18 protein-coding genes are annotated in these 20,049 nt (G+C 41.6%); 10 read left to right on the top strand and 8 right to left on the bottom strand.

Annotation, left to right across the window (positions count from 1 at the left end; translation table 11 throughout):
* The first annotated feature begins 4 nt into the window (after nt 1-4).
* Nucleotides 5-403 (top strand): hypothetical protein, encoded by a 399-nt coding sequence (locus M23134_RS21410; protein ID WP_002699866.1) that lies wholly within the window; start codon nt 5-7, stop codon nt 401-403.
* A gap of 109 nt (nt 404-512) precedes the next feature.
* Nucleotides 513-713 (top strand): hypothetical protein, encoded by a 201-nt coding sequence (locus M23134_RS21415; protein ID WP_002699868.1) that lies wholly within the window; start codon nt 513-515, stop codon nt 711-713.
* Between the two features lie 23 nt (nt 714-736).
* On the opposite strand, the gene M23134_RS21420 is transcribed toward M23134_RS21415, so the two are convergent.
* From M23134_RS21420 to M23134_RS21440, 5 genes are all read right to left on the bottom strand, one after another.
* A complete protein-coding gene (locus tag M23134_RS21420) occupies nt 737-1,234 on the bottom strand; it encodes a 3'-5' exoribonuclease domain-containing protein (protein ID WP_002699870.1) in 498 nt (165 codons plus the stop codon).
* 11 nt (nt 1,235-1,245) lie between these two features.
* Entirely contained in the window at nt 1,246-1,911 is a 666-nt protein-coding gene (locus M23134_RS21425) for a hypothetical protein (RefSeq protein ID WP_002699872.1), read from the bottom strand.
* A 219-nt stretch (nt 1,912-2,130) separates the two neighbouring features.
* Nucleotides 2,131-2,535 carry a hypothetical protein gene (locus tag M23134_RS21430; RefSeq protein WP_045114061.1) on the bottom strand — a complete coding sequence of 135 codons (405 nt, stop codon included), beginning with the start codon at nt 2,533-2,535 and terminating at the stop codon, nt 2,131-2,133.
* Nucleotides 2,536-2,998: 463 nt separating this feature from the next.
* On the bottom strand, nt 2,999-3,805 hold the full coding sequence (locus M23134_RS21435) for a hypothetical protein (RefSeq protein WP_002699875.1): 807 nt from the start codon (nt 3,803-3,805) through the stop codon (nt 2,999-3,001).
* Nucleotides 3,806-4,188: 383 nt separating this feature from the next.
* Nucleotides 4,189-5,916 carry a hypothetical protein gene (locus tag M23134_RS21440; protein ID WP_002699877.1) on the bottom strand — a complete coding sequence of 576 codons (1,728 nt, stop codon included), beginning with the start codon at nt 5,914-5,916 and terminating at the stop codon, nt 4,189-4,191.
* 584 nt (nt 5,917-6,500) lie between these two features.
* Here M23134_RS21440 and M23134_RS40025 point away from each other — a divergent pair.
* The 8 genes from M23134_RS40025 (at nt 6,501) to M23134_RS21475 (ending at nt 15,133) form a co-directional block, all read left to right on the top strand.
* A complete protein-coding gene (locus M23134_RS40025; RefSeq protein ID WP_002699878.1) occupies nt 6,501-6,638 on the top strand; it encodes a DUF2256 domain-containing protein in 138 nt (45 codons plus the stop codon).
* 28 nt (nt 6,639-6,666) lie between these two features.
* Entirely contained in the window at nt 6,667-6,936 is a 270-nt protein-coding gene (locus tag M23134_RS21445; RefSeq protein ID WP_002699879.1) for a cryptochrome/photolyase family protein, read from the top strand.
* A 122-nt stretch (nt 6,937-7,058) separates the two neighbouring features.
* Nucleotides 7,059-8,336 (top strand): cryptochrome/photolyase family protein, encoded by a 1,278-nt coding sequence (locus M23134_RS21450; RefSeq protein WP_002699880.1) that lies wholly within the window; start codon nt 7,059-7,061, stop codon nt 8,334-8,336.
* A 313-nt stretch (nt 8,337-8,649) separates the two neighbouring features.
* Nucleotides 8,650-10,188: a YifB family Mg chelatase-like AAA ATPase gene (locus M23134_RS21455; protein ID WP_002699881.1), complete on the top strand. Its 1,539-nt coding sequence runs from the start codon at nt 8,650-8,652 to the stop codon at nt 10,186-10,188.
* A gap of 610 nt (nt 10,189-10,798) precedes the next feature.
* Nucleotides 10,799-11,563 (top strand): DUF695 domain-containing protein, encoded by a 765-nt coding sequence (locus M23134_RS21460; protein WP_002699882.1) that lies wholly within the window; start codon nt 10,799-10,801, stop codon nt 11,561-11,563.
* A 9-nt stretch (nt 11,564-11,572) separates the two neighbouring features.
* Nucleotides 11,573-12,583, top strand: coding sequence for a hypothetical protein (locus M23134_RS21465; RefSeq protein ID WP_002699883.1), 1,011 nt, complete (start codon nt 11,573-11,575; stop codon nt 12,581-12,583).
* A gap of 95 nt (nt 12,584-12,678) precedes the next feature.
* A complete protein-coding gene (locus M23134_RS38635) occupies nt 12,679-13,905 on the top strand; it encodes a VOC family protein (protein ID WP_002699884.1) in 1,227 nt (408 codons plus the stop codon).
* Nucleotides 13,906-14,197: 292 nt separating this feature from the next.
* Nucleotides 14,198-15,133, top strand: coding sequence for a sterol desaturase family protein (locus M23134_RS21475; protein WP_002699886.1), 936 nt, complete (start codon nt 14,198-14,200; stop codon nt 15,131-15,133).
* 116 nt (nt 15,134-15,249) lie between these two features.
* On the opposite strand, the gene M23134_RS21480 is transcribed toward M23134_RS21475, so the two are convergent.
* From M23134_RS21480 to M23134_RS21490, 3 genes are all read right to left on the bottom strand, one after another.
* A complete protein-coding gene (locus tag M23134_RS21480) occupies nt 15,250-16,065 on the bottom strand; it encodes a DUF4249 domain-containing protein (protein ID WP_002699888.1) in 816 nt (271 codons plus the stop codon).
* A 475-nt stretch (nt 16,066-16,540) separates the two neighbouring features.
* The gene (locus M23134_RS21485; RefSeq protein ID WP_045114064.1) at nt 16,541-18,901 is read right to left on the bottom strand and encodes a TonB-dependent receptor; all 2,361 of its coding nucleotides are present in this window, start codon (nt 18,899-18,901) and stop codon (nt 16,541-16,543) included.
* Between the two features lie 272 nt (nt 18,902-19,173).
* On the bottom strand, nt 19,174-20,025 hold the full coding sequence (locus M23134_RS21490; protein ID WP_002699892.1) for a hypothetical protein: 852 nt from the start codon (nt 20,023-20,025) through the stop codon (nt 19,174-19,176).
* Nucleotides 20,026-20,049: the final 24 nt, after the last annotated feature.

Consider the following 20,049-nt stretch of genomic DNA (forward strand, 5'->3'; position numbering starts at 1 on the left):
ATCTATGAAATATTCGTTCATTCTTTTTTGGGCAGTGTTTTTTCTGTGGGTGTTGCCCAATAAAAGTCAGGCACAACAACAAGCGGCTCAAAACGAAGCAGATAAAAAGCTCAAACGTGCCCTACAGATTATATGCCCCCAAAGTGATGATATATGTAAGTTGCTCAAAGAGCTACAAATAAAAGTGACCCGATTTCGCAAACAAGAAGTAATGGAAGATACCGAAGGTTTGTTTGCCATTGTAGAAGGAATAAAATATGTGTTTAGCCTGATAGAGAAGCGTCACACTGCCATGACAGTAAAACCATGTGAACTTACTCATTTTCTTCAGTCAAAGTATAGTTTTATTGTGATATACCTGCATAGCTACCTTGACGAGTACCGCAAAACACTCATTGCTTAACATACATCAATGCTGGCTCTAACGCAGACAACTATTTGCCAGCATAATATCAAGTAATCTGCCCACGCTCGACCCCTACCAAGAACGGCTGACTACCCACACGGGCAAATTGGTAAAAGCTTACCAAAAACTGATCAAACAAAACCTGGAACTCAAAGACCTGTACGAAACCCTCGTACCTGTATATACTGAGCTTGCCACCCAAGCGCCCAATGTAAAACAAAACCTGAAAATGCTGAATGAGCAAATAGCCACACAAACATTTTTGTTGCGTAAGCTAAAACAAGACCTGGAGCGGATTCCAAGGTAAGCCCAAGTACTTTAGGCACATGATTAACCCCTCCCTTGTTCAAAATCTATCAATAATTGGTGTAACTGCTGGTTCCAAAGGGCGTCGTTTAGGGCGTTGTGTTTGTTATGGGCACGGGGTATTTCGTTTTTTGGAAATTTGAGGCGGGCTATTTCCTGACGCAAGTCGTTGCAATATTTGGGATAATGGGCAGGCATGGCATTCATATCTTGCATAATCCACGAAAAAATCACCCAATCGAAGCTGGCATAATATGCCCAAAATTCGGGAGTTCGATGCGCCAAAAACAGGAGAATTTCTTCGCGTATTTGGGCAATGGCTTTTGGGGTGATTTCGGGCTCAAGCAGGGCTATTACGTTTTCTTTGACCCAAGGCTTGGCATTGTTGGGGTCAAACTCTGATGATATGGCATAATAGGTTTTGCCATCTTCGCGTACCATGCCTATTGAAATAAGTTCTAAATGAAAAGGCTTGGCAATAAACTCAGTATCAAAATATACTTTTACGCGATCGTCTTTCATTCTCCTCCCCCCTATTCATGTCCATGATAAATATCAAACCTTTGAACACGCCCGTCGGGATAGCGGCAAAAATACCCTCCACGACACGACATAGTAGTGGTAATTTCATAAAGTTTGTTTTGCCCCGGAAACCTATACTTTGGGTTGGCACCGTCAGAATTTGACACTTTTGTTAGCTTGATTTTACGCTGCTTATTTAAATTGGTATAATACCAGAAAAATTTACCATCTTTTGACTTCTCCAGAAATTCTGTCAAGCCTTTTTTTACAAAATTTTTGCTATAAAATACCGCTGGTGAAGATGTAAAGAGTTGCACTTTGCCATTGGCGTGAATACAAGTTAGTTTGTGTATTGTTTCGTCTGACAACCCATAATATTTTGTATGAATCAAATGATATTTTGCCTTGGCTCCAGGAAAACTTACCCAATAGTGCGAAATGCTTTTACCATCAAACGAAACATGCTTCGTGTCTTTTATTATCAAAGTCACAGGTTTCTTGTTGTAACCTGTCCAATACAAAACTGGGCTACCTTCCGCTATTTCTAAGTATTCGGTTACCCCTGAATTCTCAAAGCCCTTGCTCTGAAAAAAAGACGACCTTATCTGAGCCTGGGTTTGTAAACTCATCAAGTATAAAAAACATAAAATAAGGCCTGATTTTTTTATGGTTTTCATAAGTTTAATATTTTTATACAGTAAGTACCGGGGCAGAATTAAATATATCTAATGAGTAAGTGTAACAGCATTATGATGAGTGAGTTACCCTTACTTGTAGCTTATGGCTAATTACTTGCGGCTACTTAAGTTAGCTAAGGTCACCTTTTTGTAAGCCCTCAAGTGAAAAACAAGCCTGAACCAATTGTTCAAACTTGCTTTTGTTGATACACAAAAAGCTTACTTATTCCAACGATAATATTCAAATACTTGTTTGCGTCCATTGGGGTGCAGGCAAGTAATATCGCTATCACACATAGGCTGATAACTTAGCCAGTAAGTAGCCTTTTGCCCGGGGAACTTCACCTGAAAGCGGAACTTTTTACCGTCTCGCCTCAAAGTTTGCAGTTTAATTTTATTGCGAGGATTTTGACTGGTATAATACCAATAGGTTGTAAAGTCTCCTGAGGATTCTAAATATTCAATCACTCCAGCCTGCTCAAACCCTTTACTTCTGTAAGTAGTGGGCAGTAACTTAAAAAACTGCTTTTTACCATTGGGGTGGGTGCACCATAAACCACCTTGGGTAGTTTTAAGGCTATAAATGGCATTGCTGCCCGGAAACTTCACCTTGCCTATTTGCATGGGGGTAGTACTTAACGACCTAAGCTCAATGTATTTTGTATTGGTGCTTGTCCAATAGCCCACACTGCCCAGCGAGCTCCCTATGGTCGGTTCGTAATTGATCCATTCGTCTATTATTCCGGAGTTAGTAGTCTGTAGACCATATTGGCTTCGCTTTAATTCGTAATTTCCTCATTCGTAATTGAACCATTCGTAATTAGCTAAAGCAGAGCTCCCTATGGTCGGTTCGTAATTGATCCATTCGTCTATTATTCCAGAGTTAGTAGTCTGTAGACCATATTGGCTTCGCTTTAATTCGTAATTTCCTCATTCGTAATTGAACCATTCGTAATTAGCTAAAGCAGAGCTCCCTATGGTCGGTTCGTAATTGATCCATTCGTCTATTATTCCAGAGTTAGTAGTCTGTAGACCATAGTTGCTTCGCCTTCATTCGTAATTCGTAATTCCCTCATTCGTAATTAATCTATTTAAATATTTTGTAACCCACCCAACTACGTTCACCAATGTCAAACAACCAGATATAATCATTGGCATACCCAAAGCGGTACTCTTTACTAGTGACAGTGTTTTCGGGCAAATCTATGGTATTGGCAAACTTGTGCGTTTTTTTGTCAAACAAATGCACCTTTTTATTCTTATAGTCAAGCAAGCCTATTTCCATACCAGGCTTACTTGTATAAATCATGCTGTTGGCATTCAAGTTGTCGCCATCAGTAGGTAAGCCTATCAGGTAATAACTGCTAATGAGTTGGGCATCTTTACGGCTATACCGATATATTTTTTCATAGCTATAATACAAAATCTCGTCAGCGTCAAGGTCATACACGCCACATGAGTTGCCATTGGGTTGGTGTAAATCAGCCTTTAATATCACCTTCAGGTCATCGCTTGTAGCATAACCATCTTGGTTGAGTTGTGTTGCGGCAATTCCTTTTTTTACATTGCGTTCCAGTTGCTTGGTTTGGGGGTTCCACCACATGCCACGGGTGCTCATACCTGCCCTTGCCTGATAAATAGACTTGCCCTGGCTGTCAAATGTTTCAAGTGGATAACGATAGCTACCCGCAATGACCGAGTAATACATTTGTTTGTTGGGGTGATATACCACCGAACTTGCATTAGAGCCCCGACTGCCTTTGAAAGTAAGCTTAAGCGATGCTTTGGGGGCAATATCTACTTTTACTTTTTTGCTGCTTGCCTGGTTTGTTTTGCACTGCCAAAGCAGACACACGATGCCAAGAAAAAATATCCTCTTGAGGTTTTTTTGCATTGTTTATTGATTTGTAGGTGAATAAGCACACTTGTTATGCTTGGTAACATCTTTTTTTACTTCAAAGATACACTGTAAACAAGCTTTAAGTAAAACTACAAAAATAACCTACTTTACCAAACGTCATCTCTCATCGATGCACTTGTTCACCAAACAGGTATTTTGTTCCCTTGGGGCATTTTATTTTTTCTGTTTTACCAATAGGGGATATGCTTTTTACTCTTCTTTAAACTTTGATGAAAATACACAAATAATAGAAAAACGCCAAAGTAGTTTGGCTTGTTTGAAAAAACTTGGCAATGATTGATTATCGAACTAAAAAAGCCGAATGTTGTTTGTAAACATTCGGCTTTTTTATAGTCTTTTAAAATATAACGAATGGTTTATGTCTCGTCGTTTTGATCGGTCGGTTGGTCGCTGTCTTTGGCTTTGTTTTGCAACTTAGATGGGTTGTAAGCCAGGGCGTGGTTGAGGTGTTTGTTAAACATTGTAATAAACTCAGATAAAAACTCTTTATCTTCTGAAAAATATAAGTTGGCGTTGCCTCGGTCGGTGTCTTCCCAAAACGTAGGACTTGAGCTTTCCAAACGTTTACAGATTGCAATAATGTCTTGCCCCAATGCTTCGGCACCTATGAATTGGTGGTCTTCCAAAATATCTTCAATAATTGCTTCTACCAACGATTTTTTATCTACCCGTAGGTAATACAATGCCATAGCAATATGGAACAACCGAATATTTTGGTTGAAGCGGCGTTTGTGGTCAAGGTCTTGCTCGAAGCCTGCCAGGTTGTCTATTTGTAAAAATATATCCAGCAATTCTTCTTGCAATGAAATGGGCAACTCAGTTTTGCTTACCTCTACCAATATCTTTTTCATTTCCCAGGTAAACACATCTACCAAAAACGCAAACGAAGGCTCTTTGAGGCTATGGCGGTAAATTTCGCTCACATAAATTTTAAGGTAAAAGAAACTCTTTTTGGTGTGTTGCAAAAAGCGTTGATGTACCATAGCTTTAATAAAGTCGCTATAATGAAAAATAGCATTATAAAGGTTACGGGCTTCGCCGTTACGCAAGCCGTGCTTGATGCCAAATCTCAAAAAAGTATTGAAACGAATAATGGTGGCGTTGATGAGTGGGTCGTCTTTTTGCTCAATGGCAGTTTTGCCACAGCTGGCAAGCTCTGAGGCGCACAACGATGCCAGGTCAAAAAAATCTTTGTCTAACAACTTAAGGTAAGCATTGCCAAACAGGCGATACCCTTTTTGCTCGTAAAAAGTGCGTTCTTTCTCTATGTCATCAAATTGCCCAGTCATTGTTTTAAACGATACATCGTTGCGGATAGAAGGGCTTATTTTGAAAAAGGTGGGATTGACCTGGTCTTTGATTTTGATGTAAGATCGGATAGTTTCGCCCATTTTATTGATTACGTCGCCTTTGGGTTCTTTAAACGACACATACTCCAGCAAATCGTCTAATTGGTTGAGTGATTCGAATAAACGATGCTGATAACTTGCCACAGTTTTACTGCTTTCGAGCAACGATTGATTGGCAGGATGAATGAGGCGCTCAAGGCGAATCATATTATCGGCAAAAATCTTTTCTATGACGTTACTGGTTTTGGTATAACGCAATATATACAACACATAAGGAATGGCAAGCAATAGGGCAATGGGCAGCATTACGTAGGTGTTGAGCAGTATGTTGACTTTGTATGCCTGGTTGTTTACCAACTCTATTTGCAAAAACAAGTTATGCACCGAGCCTGAGGTAATGTACCATACATATAATAAACTGGTTTGGTCGCTAATGTAAAGGTCAATTAGTTTGGGGGTGCTTTGCGAAGCAATAGAAATAACAATAATCAGTGTACCCAGCACCAGTCCTAACAAGGTAAGCCATATTTCGGGGGCAAAATCTATGATCAAGCGACTTTGCGATTTTAGAAAAGTTTCTAATACCGGAATTTTGTTGGCAGGAATGAAAGTACTAAAGAAGAGATCGGCAAGGAACACACAAAATAGTACAAACAAAAAGGTGAGCCCTGATTGATATTTTCGGAAGAAACTATCTAAAGTAATAGAAAAATGTAAATATCTGTCGCTTTTCATTTGTGAGATATTGGGAGAAATAGCTTTGTTAAAATGATCAACTACTGAGTGATTTTATCTAAGTAAAACGGAAAAAATAAAGTATTCCAAGAGAAGACAATATCAGGATGTTAGACGGTGAAAAAAACCGAGGCTACAGTTGTACTGTGCCGAGCTCTGCTTCAGCTAATCTTTGCGTAGCCAAGACTACGGAAAACTCCTTGCAGGACAGGTTTTTGAAGAAGTATAACATTCAGAGATACGGTTCCATGGATTAGGTTATTTTTGTAGTTTTACTAAAAGTAGACATTAAAGCAAACATTTGACCTAAATAGTGATTATTAAGTTGCTTTAAAATCTAAGCTTGGATTTCGATTCGTTAAATTAGTTATTATTTGGCTTAATTCAAATAAAAATAAGGCAGTAGCTACGCGCTGTTTCTTGCTACCTTGGCTTAAGTTAAGATAAAGAGGGACAAGTTTGTTGTATCGCTTAGAGTAAGTAAAAGAAATTTAAGCTAGTAGAGACTTTTTACCCTGATTTTACTTGATTAATAAACAAACGGCTTTGACAAGTATTTATCAAGACTAAAAAGATACAATGCTATGAAAAAGCAACATCTACCTGTAAAAGATTGTAAAGTATGCGGCAGGCCGTTTACCTGGCGCAAAAAATGGGCTAAGGTATGGGATGAGGTCAAGTATTGTAGCCAACGTTGTCGGTCTAACCGGGGCAGTAAGTAGCCCTGTTGAAAAAAATATCATAGAAGAAATGCATACAGCCAATATTGTTTTCCCTCATCAATTGTTTGCCCAAAGCCCCTTGCCTCTGCGCCAACACCCAGTATACATAGTAGAAGAGTGGCTGTTTTTTCGGCAATACCCATTTCACCAACAAAAAATAGCTTTCCATAGAGCCAGCATGCGGTTTTATGCCCATTATTTAGAGACTAAAGGTTGCGAGGTGCACTACATTTCTTCTCAGGATGAATTGTCAGACATTCGCAAGTTAGTTGTGTACTTAGGAACATGTTCAAAATAAGTGTCGAGATTGAGGGCGTATACTCGAGGCTGGCTGAGGCACTTTTTGCAGTCGTAGCCATAGCTACGGCGAAAAAAGTAACGAAAGTCAGTAAAGAGGATATGTTCTAAACCGGACAGTTATTGCGATCATGTTCCTTAAAGTCTCAGGGTGTACAAAGCATTCAGTGTATAGAGGTTGCTGACAACTGGCTTGAGAAAAGAATAAGGACTACTTCTGCAGAACAAAACATAGAAGTTTGCTTTCTTGCCAGCCCGCTTTTTTTAAATACCCTGACGGACTTAGAGGCTTTTTTTCAAACCAAGAAGAAGAAGTTTTTTCAAACCAAGTTTTATATTGAAGAACGCAAAAAGCGTAGAATCCTGGTAGAAGAAGACCTGACCCCGGTGGGTGGTAAGTGGAGCTTTGACACTGAAAACCGTAAAAAATACCCTCGCAAAAAAGTACCACCACCTATCCGGTTTCCTGCTACCAACCCCTTTTATGAAGAAGCCAAACGTTATACCAAACAACACTTTGGCACCCACCCTGGCTGGCTTGGAGACACCCCTTTGTATGCCACCAACTTTGCCGATGCTGAGGCTTGGCTTCAGGCGTTTTTAACGGAACGACTTGCCGAGTTTGGTACTTACGAAGATGCCATTGTTCAAGAAGAAGTAATTTTGAATCATAGCGTGTTGACGCCTATGCTCAATGTGGGCTTGCTTACTCCCCGGCAAGTAATAGACAACACCTTAGCGTTTAGCCAGGCCCAACAGGTGCCCCTAAATTCTTTAGAAGGTTTTGTGCGGCAAATTATTGGCTGGCGAGAGTTTATCAGAGGAGTATACCAATACAAAGGTACCGAAGAACGCACCAAAAACTATTGGGGCTTTACCCGCAAAATACCTCCTTCGTTTTATGAAGGAACCACAGGAATAACCCCAGTAGATGTGACCATTAAAAAAGTACTGAAAACGGGGTACTGCCACCACATAGAGCGATTGATGGTGTTGGGCAATTTTATGGTATTGTGCGAGTTTGATCCTGATGAAGTGTATCGTTGGTTTATGGAGTTGTTTGTTGATGCCTACGACTGGGTAATGGTACCCAATGTATACGGTATGAGCCAGTTTGCCGACGGAGGGCTAATGTCTACCAAGCCCTATATCAGTGGGAGTAACTATTTAATGAAAATGAGTAATTATAAAAAAAGCGATTGGCAAGCCACCTGGGATGCCTTATTTTGGCGCTTTATGCACACACACCGCAGTTTTTTTCAACAAAACCCCCGCCTGGGCATGTTGGTGAAAAGCTTTGATAAGATGGACGAAGCAAAACAACAACAGTTATTGAGTACGGCAGAAGGATTCTTGGGTAAATTAAGTACCGAGGCAGAATTAAATATACCTAATGAGTAGGTGTAACAGCCATATTATGCATGAGTTATCCTTACTTGTAGCACCGATATACATCGGTATCTAAGGACTTATAGCTAATTACTTGCGGCTACTTACCTGACTTAAATCATCGTTATTTTTATAAAACTTGCCTATAAATCAACAAAAAATCAGTGCTCCAAACATAATTGCCTCACATCTTGATCAAAATACCCAAGCCTTCGATTTATTTTAAAGGTTTTTTACTAGCTTTAAACCCTCAAGCGGATGTTAAAAAACCGCAAAAAGAGTGTAAAGAAAATAATTGCTCACCAACTTTAATAAAGAACCCTCCATGTTAGCCAAAACCTACGGAAGTGCGGTGTATGGTGTCAATGCTTACCTGATCACCATAGAAGTAAACGTAAGTAAGGGAACCAAATACTTTATGGTAGGGCTCCCCGATAATGCAGTAAAAGAAAGCCAACAACGCATAGAAGCCGCCATTAAATACTTGGGTTATAAAATGCCCCGCCAAAAAATAGTGATTAATATGGCGCCCGCTGATATTCGCAAAGAGGGGGCTGCGTATGACTTGCCCATTGCTATGGGAATAATGGCAGCCTCTGGGCAAATCAGCCCTGACTTGTTAGACCAATATGTAATCATGGGTGAGCTCTCGCTCGATGGCAGTTTGCGTCCAGTCAAAGGAGTATTGCCTATAGCTATAGAAGCCCGCCGCCAAGGCTATAAAGGTTTTATTTTACCCAAAATAAATGCTAAAGAAGCCGCCATTGTAAACAACCTGGAGGTAATAGGCATAGAAAGCATGCAGGAGGCAATTGATTTTTTGGAGGGTAATTCTCAGATTAAACCTGTGGAAAGTAACACCCGTGAAGTGTTTTTTGATACGTTGAACGACTACGAGGCAGATTTTGAACACGTACAAGGGCAAGAAAACATCAAACGCGCCCTGGAGATAGCTGCTGCCGGAGGGCACAATGTGATTATGATAGGACCTCCGGGGGCGGGCAAAACGATGCTTGCCAAACGGCTACCGTCTATACTGCCTCCACTTACCCTGCACGAAGCCCTCGAAACCACCAAAATACATTCGGTAGCGGGTAAAATGCCTGCTAACTCGGCACTTATTTCTGTTCGCCCTTTTAGGTCGCCCCACCATACCATCAGCGATGTGGCTTTGGTAGGAGGGGGAGGCATTCCTCAACCGGGCGAAATATCTTTGTCGCACCATGGTGTGCTGTTCTTAGACGAATTGCCTGAGTTTAAGCGTACCGTGCTAGAGGTATTGCGCCAACCTTTGGAAGAACGTCAGGTAACCATTTCGCGGGCAAAGTTGTCGGTAGATTTCCCTGCCAATTTTATGCTGATTGCCAGTATGAACCCTTGTCCTTGTGGCTATTACAACCATCCCGAAAAAGAGTGCGTGTGTGGCCCCGGAGTGGTACAACGCTACCTCAACAAGGTAAGTGGTCCTTTGCTCGACCGTATCGACCTGCACGTAGAGGTAACTCCAGTATCGTTTGACGAAATGACAGCCATGCGCAAGAGCGAAACCAGTGCCGGTATAAGGGAAAGGGTAATAAAGGCACGCGAAATACAAACTGATAGATTTAAAGACCAAAAAAAGATACATTCTAATGCCATGATGCCCCCTGCGATGGTCAAGCAATTGTGCAGCATTAGTCCGTCAGGAAAAACTTTGCTCAAAACGGCGATGGAGCGTTTGGGGCTTTCGGCAAGGGCGTATGACCGTATTTTGAAGGTGTCGCGCACTATTGCCGACCTTGCCCATAGCGAAGAAATAAAGGTAGAACATTTAGCGGAAGCGATTCAATACCGCAGCCTGGATAGGGAGAATTGGGCGGGGTAGTTTTCATGATTGTTTTATAGTTATATGGCTTTATGGTTCGCGAAGCGGGGCTAAAAATTATCCTTCTGTACAAAATTAAGTGATGGTTTAACAAGTGTTGAACTTCAGTAAATATCAGTACTTCACTTAAGCTTGTAACATAGATTTATATTGCGCTTAAAACACTCTAAATAGACTATCACTAGATTTTGTACAGGAACAAAATTATTGTCCCAACTACGGACTCCCAATTTTTAACTATCATACTTGCAAAAATATTAATGTTGCCTAAATTAGACCAAGGGCTAGGTAAATTAGGAAAGCTCCTGACTACTGACTAAAAAACTATTGACTATCATACTTGCAAAAATATTAATGTTGCCTAAGTTAGACCAAGGGCTAGGTAAATTGGGAAAGCTCCTGACTACTGACTAAAAAACTATTGACTATCATACTTGCAAAAATATTGGTGTTACCTAAATTACACTGAGGGCTAGGTAAATCGAGAAAGCTCCTGACTACTGACTAAAAAACTATTGACTAAATTACACCAAGGGCTAGGTAAATCGAGAAAGCTCCCGACTACTGACTGCTGACTAAAAAACTATTAACTAAATAAACAATTATAATAATGGAAGAAGAAGTGCAAGAACATTGGGACTCATACATTGCCAGTTATGAAGAAGGCAAGCCAGGGCTCACTACTTTGAGGATGGATTTGATAGAAACTGCGCCAGAGGCAGACTATCCTTTTGCGCTGATTACAGGATTTAATTTTGGAGGCGAACGTGAAGATGGTTTTCCGGAAGAGCGCGACTTGCAGGCAGTGCACGATACCAGTGATGCTATAGTAGGTTTTATGGAGCAAAATTTTGATTGCATTCATGTAGCTTCATTTATGTATGACTTTCAGCGCATGGAGTATTTTTATCTGAAGGAAAAAAATAATGTAGAACAAGGGCTCAATAAGTTATACGAAAGCCAACTACCTGGCTATGAGTGCTACATTAGCATAGAAGAAGACAAAGACTGGGCGTTGTACCAAGAGTTTTTGTTTCCTACTGATGAGATTATGCACCACATGTATGACCAAAAAGTAGTGTTGCACCTAGAAGAAGCCGGAGACAATTTGTTAGCTTCCCGAAGAATTGACCATTGGGTGTTTTTTGCCCATCAAGACGATTTGGAACGCTTCTCTGGTGAGGTAGCCAAGCAAGGGTTCAAGGTAGAGGGCACCTCTGAGAGTGACGACAAAGAGCTCCCTTTGCAAGTACAGGTATGGCGCAACGATGTACCCGAGCTAGACACTATATTTCCGGTAACTTCTGGCTTACGCCAACTTGCCGAAGATTTTAATGGATCGTATGATGGTTGGGAAACCGTGGTAACCAAATAACAACAGCAGATGATGAAAGTAGGTGAGCTAAGGGAAAAACTAGCTAACTATAAAAAAGAAGAGCTGATAAAAATAGCAGCTGAATTTTATAAGCAATTGCCTAAAGCAAAGAAAGAAGCCTTACAGAATTTGATAGAAAACCCCGCTGCCAAGCCTACTTCGGTGCGCAAGGCGGGGCTTACTTTGGCGGAGCTAAAAGATGAAACCGAAGTTTTTATTCTCAATGCCAAGGAAGGAAACTATATAAAACCCAACCAGATGGTGCCCAAAAAAGATCGAAGTAAGTGGCGTTTTTTGGTGAAACAATTGTACAAAGCATTGAGTAAACACAACCGCCCTGACAAAGACCTGGGGCTTCAGGTACAATTGCTTTCGGGGTTGTATGGGGTGCTGTGCCAAGCAGAAAGCTTGAGCTATTTTACTACCCAAAGCCCTTTTAATTCGGTGGGCATCAACAAAGACCAGTTTTTTGAAAGTATACTGTTTTTGATAGAACTCAACGAGGGCAAAGCTGCTGTAGTAGACAAGGGCATTGACCTGATGTATGCACATAGTTTTGGCGGTTATTCAGAGTACAAGAGTTTACAAGCGGCATTTGAAGAGTTTTTGACCATTCCTGACCTTAAATATCAGGCCATAGAAAAAGCTACGCAATTACTCAAAATCAATGGTTTTGCACCTCCCAAAAAAAACGCAAAAAAAAGTTATTACAGTTACAAACGGGAGGGAAAAATAAAGGAAAACAAGAACAACAACCTGACTACATTGGGTTTTGCTATGCACCTTAGCTTGTTTGAGTACGACGAAGCCATTGCCTTTTTTCATCAACACTATTACGCAGATCAAGAAGATGTAAAGTTGTATGTATTGGTAAAGCTGCTTTTTGATGCAGGGCTCAAAGATCAAATCAAACAACAGGTGAAGCAAGCCGTCAAGCGGGGGGTTCAACCCCGACCACGGGTAATGGATTTGCTCAAAATAATTTTGAATGACGATGAGCTGCCAATTTATTTTAGTTAAGGGTTTCTGATAGTGGAATATTTGTTGTATTCGAGTGCTCAAAATTTTAAAAACCTCCTTTTTGAGTCTTACTATATTTCTTCTATCTTGACCACATGCAAAAGTTTATACATTACCTATACTTTGTAGTGGTTGGTTTGGCAGCTTGTCAAAGCCCACCCAAAGACCGAAGCATTGTGGTTGCGTTTGATGTTTATTGCGAAATGGTAGCCAACGATGCCAAACCTATGAGCCTTCATTACCCAATGGAAAAGGCAGTACTGGATGAGTGGTGGAAAGAGTTTGTATTGGTGGCCAAACGATACCCAGTACAGCTTTATCGCGAAACAGACTTTCCGGTAACGCTGCTTTTTCCGGCAAAGTTGACCAAAGGCAAGACAGTGGTGTTGATTTATAGAGGTAAGAGACTGGAGCAATATCAACAACTAAAAGCTGACCTGAAACGCTATAAAGGCAATGATCTGGCAGTTAGGGAAGCTTTTGCCCGACGTTTGGGGCGTTTGTTGGGCTATAGCCCTCAGGGAGTGAATATGTTATTGAGTAAAAACGCTGACTATCGCAACCTGGCTTTTTTGGGGGTAACCCAGCAAGTAACCCACCTATATTATGAAAATGTGACCGAAGCCCTGCAGTTTTATACCCATACTTTAGGCTTGGCCAAAGCAGATTCGACAAAGTTTTGGATAAGCGCTGATGCTGCCATTGAACTACACCCACTGAACGAACACCACCCCAAAGGGCAAACCAAATCTACGGCAGTAGCCTTTCTGACGGATCAATTGCCGGACTGGTACGCCCACCTACAGGTCAACAAAGTACCCATCAAGTATACTTACAAACCCCAGGAGGGAGGTGCTCATGATGGTTTTGTGGCTATAGACCCTGGGGGATATTTGCTGGAGTTTGAACAGTTTAAACAACACCCCGAAAACGAATTGCTGATGGCAGTACTTGCCCAGGCTCCCCGCAAAACAACTCGCATCAATCAATTAAATTTTTATGGAGCCATCACCTGGACTTACCACCAAGACTTGCTCAAAATGCAGCGTTTTTATGAAGAAACTCTGGGGTATCGTTTGGTAGCCGACCAAGGCTGGACAAAAATTTATCAGACTTCGCCCACTGGTTTTATTGGTTTGGTAGACGAGCAACGGGGAATGGAAGATTATGCCGATGCTAAAGCAATAGAGATAGCCTGGACAGTCAAAAACAAAGCTGGCTTTGAGGCTTACGCCCAACAACGTTTGCAAAGCCATCAGTACCAAAACAAGGTTTTTAAAGGGCCGGAAAAATATGTTTATAGGCTTGACTATGCCAAGTAGCCTCGATATAACTCAGCTTGGAGATAGTCGATGAATATTGAAGGTTTTTATGGCTCTTTTGACGAAGCAATTGGTTTTGACAGGAGCTACTTGATAGCTCAAGTGCGAAGTCGCTAAAAGAGCCATGCATCGTGGTGTTTTGTAACTTTATTTGGTACAACTGGCACTTATTCAAGAGTTGTTTTTATAAATGCAAATACTATGATGTGTTTTTTGTTATTTAGAATTAGATTAAATAAACTTAAGTTATTAATTTATGGCTAAATGCCTGATTTTTAAACTATTTGATCTAATGCAATCAACATTTCAATCTGTCTTCGACCAAATTGCCCCCTTTTTCTTGCCCATTGTTTTTACCCTTATTATAGTAGAATTGCTCCTGCTTTGGGTAGGCAAAAAAATAAAGCTAAAAAAAGAAAGTTGGGTAAGTCTGCTTTGTTATTCACTGGGAAGCTTGCCCTATTTTTTGTTTTTTGCTGTGTTGCAGCTCAAAATAATGTTTTGGCTTTATGAAAATGCCCGACTACTTACCTTGGGCAATGAATGGTATGTGTGGGTACTTGCTTTTGTCTGTTTCGACTTTGTCTGGTGGGTAGTTCATTTTGCGGCACACAAAGTGCGGTTTTTTTGGTGCATTCATGGGGTACACCATACTCCCAAAGAAATGAACATGAGTGTATCTATCAGGGGCTCGGTGTTTGACTTTGTGCAATACATTCACTTGATGATCTGGCTGCCTTTGTTGGGTTTTCACCCTTACATTATTTTTATAATGAATGGTTTATCGCGTATTTATGCCGTGTTTACCCATTTAAACGAGCGGCACCTCAAACATACCCCTTTGCTTGACAAATTTCTGATCACTCCTTCGTTGCACAGGGTACACCATTCGAGCAATCACCTCTATATCGATACCAATTTTGCCAATACATTGTCGATATGGGATAGAATATTTAAGACCTACCAAAGCGAAGTAGCCCAGGTAAAGCCAGTTTTTGGGGTCATGGACAAAGACCTGAACACAGAAAGTGTTTTGAGTAGTCAGTTTGATTTATGGAAATCGTTGATCAAAGACATAAAAGCCACTCCAAAAATTATTGACAAAATAAAGTATTTGGTAATGCCTCCTGGCTGGCATCCACAAAACAAAGGGAAAACTGCCAAAACTTATAGAGACAGTGCCCTGAAAACACTTGATACTGCCGATAAAGTCAAGGTGGAGCTTTGAGGCGTTGGTAAGAAAACAATGCGGTGTATGTAAGCCCAGACAATGAGTATATACACACACCGCATTATACAAACTTCTCAAATCAAGTACATCCAGTAATCAAACAAAGAGAAACGCTATTGCTCTGCAATGACCAAATGCTTGGTTTTGATAGATACCGCACTGAATACGCCCAAGGCACCACTTACATTGCCTGTAGGGTTGGCAGGTGGCGGACTAAACATGCCTCCGTCGTTAAACAAAAGCTCATCGAGTGCCCGGTAATATTCATAAGTAGCCTTGGGGATGGCAAGCATCGAAAAACTTACCTTGTCGTTGGGTTTGAGCGCATAAGGTGCTTGAAAACCCTCAATATTCTCTTGAATCCAGGCATCATCTGCCACTGCCAAATCTTCGGGCTTGTCACGAATGGTATCGTTGATGGTAAAGCGCCATTGATAAAAATTTACCTCATCTTGCGGGTCAGTTGCGTACATTTGCAAATAATATCCTGCACCTTTCGACGCATCTCCCTCAAAGTAAGCGGTTTGCTCTACCTTAAAATCCAGCAACTCGTTGGGCATAGTACTTTGGGCGCTATAGGTGGTTTCACCCACAATTACCTTTAGTACATAAGTAGCTCCTGGCGTGCCCACAAAAGCATTGGTTTGATAAGTGCCGGACTGTTCAGTATTTTCCTGCAGCGTATAAGTACGCTTGCCATCGCTGATGGTTACCATTGCCCCACTTACTTTGGGTGGCACTTCGTTGCCCATATAGTCTCCCGTGCGACTCACCTTTACCCGGTAAGGCTCAGCACGGTCGGTTACCTCCCCCTCAATCACCAGCTGGGGGGCGGCACTGTTCAAATCTACTTCAATTATTTTGGTGCAGCTGGCAAAAACCGTGAATGCCAATACACTATATATCAATTTATTAAGTATTTTTCTCATTGTTTGTTTAGTTAATAGTCGAAACTTAGTAGCCTCTACAGCCTTTAGCCTTTGTTTGGCTGTTTGTATAGAGCTTTTAGCCTTTTTGTTCTCTGTGTAGCTTTAGCCCTTAGCCTTTTTGTTCTCTGTATAGCTTTAGCCATTAGCTTTTAGCCTTTTTTTGACCGTTTGTATTGGGCTTTTAGCCTTTAGCTTTTTCTTGAACTACGATTGGCTTTTAGCCTTTTTTTGACCGTTTGTATTGAGCCCTTAGCTTTTAGCTTTTAGCCTCGCTTCGCGCTCATTCGTAATTGTTTAACTGTTTGTATTAAGCTCTTAGCCTTGAGTTATCATATTTGCGAATTATTTAGGAATTGGTAACCCGCAGTTTTAGCTGCGCTTCGCGCCAATTCGTAATTGATCCATTCGTAATTCGTAATTGATCCATTCGTAATTAATCAATTCGTAATTGAAAAACTCGTAATTAACCCACCATTTAAAACTTAAAATTATAAGATATCGAAGGCATAATGCCAAAGAGGTAAGTCATCTCTGCCTGAGTTTTGCCAGGGTTGTTTTCGTTTTCTCTAAACTGGATAGAAAACGGGTTTTTGCGGGCATACGCATTGTATATAGACAGGTTCCATTCGCCTTGAAACTTCTTGCCAAACAACCGCTTTTGGGGGCGTTTCCAGGTAAGTGATAAGTCCATACGGTGATAGGCAGGCATACGATAACCGTTGCGTTCGGTATAATAAGGCACCGTTTTATTGTCGATTATGTAGCGCCCTGCGGGCATTGTTACCGAGGCACCCGTAGCATAAGTAAAATTAAGCGCCAGGCTCAAACGTGGGCTAAACTCGTGGTTTACAATCAAGTTAAAGCTATGACGGCGGTCGTGGCGTGGGGCATACGGATTGCCATTGTTTATTCCAGCTGCTTTACGTTCTGTTTTCGATAAGGTATAACTCACCCAACCCGTAGTGTTCCCCTTGTTTTTACGTAGCATGAGTTCCACCCCGCTTGCCCAACCTTCGCCAGGGCGTAGCTCTTGCGAAATGGCTTCGTTGAGCAATAGGTTGGCATTGTCTCTAAAGTCTATTTGGTTTTGCATCCATTTGTAATACCCCTCTACCGAAAACTCATACATATTGTCGTGGAAGTTTCTAAAATAGCCTACACCTACCTGATCGGCAATCTGAGGCTTGATGTTCGGGTCGCTCGGAACCCATACATCAGACGGAAATCCTGCCGAACTGTTAGAGGCTAAATGAATGTACTGGCGGGTACGGTTATAAGACACCTTGACCGAACTGCGGGCATTGAGCAAAAGCCGGGCACCTATGCGCGGTTCAAACCCCATTTGAGTATGGTATAGTTCGCCACTGCCATAGTGGGTGGTATCGGTTGCCACCGAATTGCCTTGAGCGTCTTTGGTGTAAGTAAAGATGCGGTCTTTGCCTATATTAGAAAAAGCCGAAAACCTTAAGCCGTATTGCAACGACAAAGCTGGGGTGAGCTTATGGTCGATGCTGATATAACCTGCTTGCTCCAGGGCGTATTTTTGAGGCACTTCCAGTTTTTTGAAAATAGACGTTCCCTTTGGTTCTAGTTTACCTGGCGAAAACGTGTGATAAATATTGTGGTAACCAAAATCTACCTGTAGCTCTGGTGCAACAAAATAAGAAAAATCGAATTTGCCACTCACATTTTGTAGTTGCGACGTCCACTCAAAATTTTGTACCCCTTCGTTTACAAACAACGAATAGTTAAAACGACTGTACAACAAAGTGGTGCTCATAAACAAGCGTGAGTTAAACACGTGGTTCCAGCGCAAAGTAGAGGTAGCATTGCCCCACGAAAACCCAAAGTTATTGCCTACACTTAGCACGTCTTGCCCAAAGTATCCAGAAAGAAACAAGCGATCGTTTTCACCCAGTTTTACATTGGTTTTGGCGTTGAGGTCATAAAAATACAAACGGTTGTCCTTGATTTCCTTATCGTTTGACAACCGCAAAAACATATCGGCATAAGTGCGCCTGCCCGATACCACAAACGAGGCTTTGTCTTTGGCAATGGGACCTTCCAAAGTCAGGCGACTGGAAATCAATCCTATGCCTCCCGAACCCGAAAACTGTTTGGAGTTGCCCTCGTTCATTTTAATGTCTACCACCGAAGACAACCGCCCTCCGTAGCGGGCAGGCATCCCACCTTTGTATACTTCTACATCTTTGATGGCATCTGAATTAAAAACCGAGAAAAAACCCATCAGGTGCGAAGCATTGTATACAGGTGCTTGGTCGAGTAAAATGAGGTTTTGGTCGGCAGAACCTCCCCGTACAAACAACCCCGTAGTACCTTCGCCCACGCTCTGAATGCCTGGGGTCATTTGCAGTACTTTGATAATGTCGGACTCACCACCAAAAGTAGGGATAGATTTTATTTGCTTGGCGCTGATTTTTTGTACACTCATTTGCATGCTTTGCACATTTTTGTCCAGCTTTTCGGCAGTAATCACCACCTCGTCGGTTTGTGCTACTTCTTCGGCAAGTTCCACGTGGAGGGTTTGTTGGGTTTGCAGGTTTACTTTTTGGGTTTGGGCAACATAGCCTATGTACGAAAAACTCACCGTGTATTTGCCCTTGGGCAGGCTCAACGAATAAAACCCGTAGGTATTGGTTACCGTCCCCGAAGCCAGTTCTTTTACAAAAACAGTGGCACCGATCAAACCTTCACCAGTTTGGGCGTCTTTGAGATAGCCACTCAGGGTTACTTTGCGGCTTTGGGCATGTGCCTGGTTTCCTACAATGCCCCCTATCCAAGTAGCCAGCAATAATAAAAACTTTAAGTTGTTCATTTGATTGTTGTATAAAAGTGTTTTTGTGGACATTACCCATTGTGCACGATAGGTAATTTTTATGTTGGTATTGCAATACTTGGAATCTGTGGGGGAAGACCAGCGTTGATAAAGAAGGGTTGCCTTGAGTGTTTTTTTTATGGAAGATTAGCTCGACTTTGCCTGATTGACGCAGGGTAGCCTTTGATGATTTGTTTTGACTGCGAAAAGTGTTTGGTACACTCTAAAGGTGAGCAAGTAATAGGGAATACATAGGTGGTGAAGTGAAGGTTTCAAAAACGTATTGTTTGCTCATGCACAATGCAATGAACGAGGTTGTTTAGGGTGTGTCGGGTTACCTCTGATGAAATATTTACCATCCATGAGTGCATTTGCTTACTCAGTGCCTTCCAAAGGTAATGTCGTTGGTTAAAATTGGTTTGCCCTAGTAAAAAAGGTGCTTTTAAAAGTTGAGGGTTCATGTGCTGGGCGCGATACTCGTTATAAAAAGGGGGAATATTTTTGGCGTCTTTTTCGGTATCTATTACCCATGCTGTCACTCGGTCAATGTCTTGTACATCGGCTTGATTATACACCAATAAAAGCAGCAAACCATAAATAAAAAAATCGTTGGCGGCTATTTCATCTATATAAGCTTGGCTTTCTTTGTCTGCCATGTATGCGCTCTTCTCTTCTTCATAATCGGTCAAAATTCTCCAGGCAATCAATTGCTGGGCAGACTTGGCGCCCATTTGCAATGCAACAATGCTGTCGATCAATGCCACCAGGGTTTCGTTCTCATCGCTGATACTGGTATAGTCAGATATTTTTTCGAGCATAAGTAACAATGCTGTACTAAAAGCACGTGCCAGGTGTGTTGCCCTGGTGTCAGGCTCAGTCCAACGGGTCAACTCCAGGCATTCGGTCAGGGCAAAGCTGACTTTGGAAGGCAACTGGTAGGTGGTCACTATTTGTTGCAGGTCACGCAAGCATTCATCAACCCCCATGCCATAGTCAGCAAGGGCAATTTGTTCAAGTACTTCGGTAGTCATTTGTTCTGCCAATACCTTGAGCAAGGCTTCATAAGATGGATCAAGGCGTTGGAGCAACTCTATAGGAATCTCAGGGGATGGATGGATATTCATGGATGTTTTTTGTTAAAAAATGAG

Origin of the sequence: Microscilla marina ATCC 23134 (assembly GCF_000169175.1) — a bacterium.
Lineage (GTDB): Bacteria > Bacteroidota > Bacteroidia > Cytophagales > Microscillaceae > Microscilla > Microscilla marina.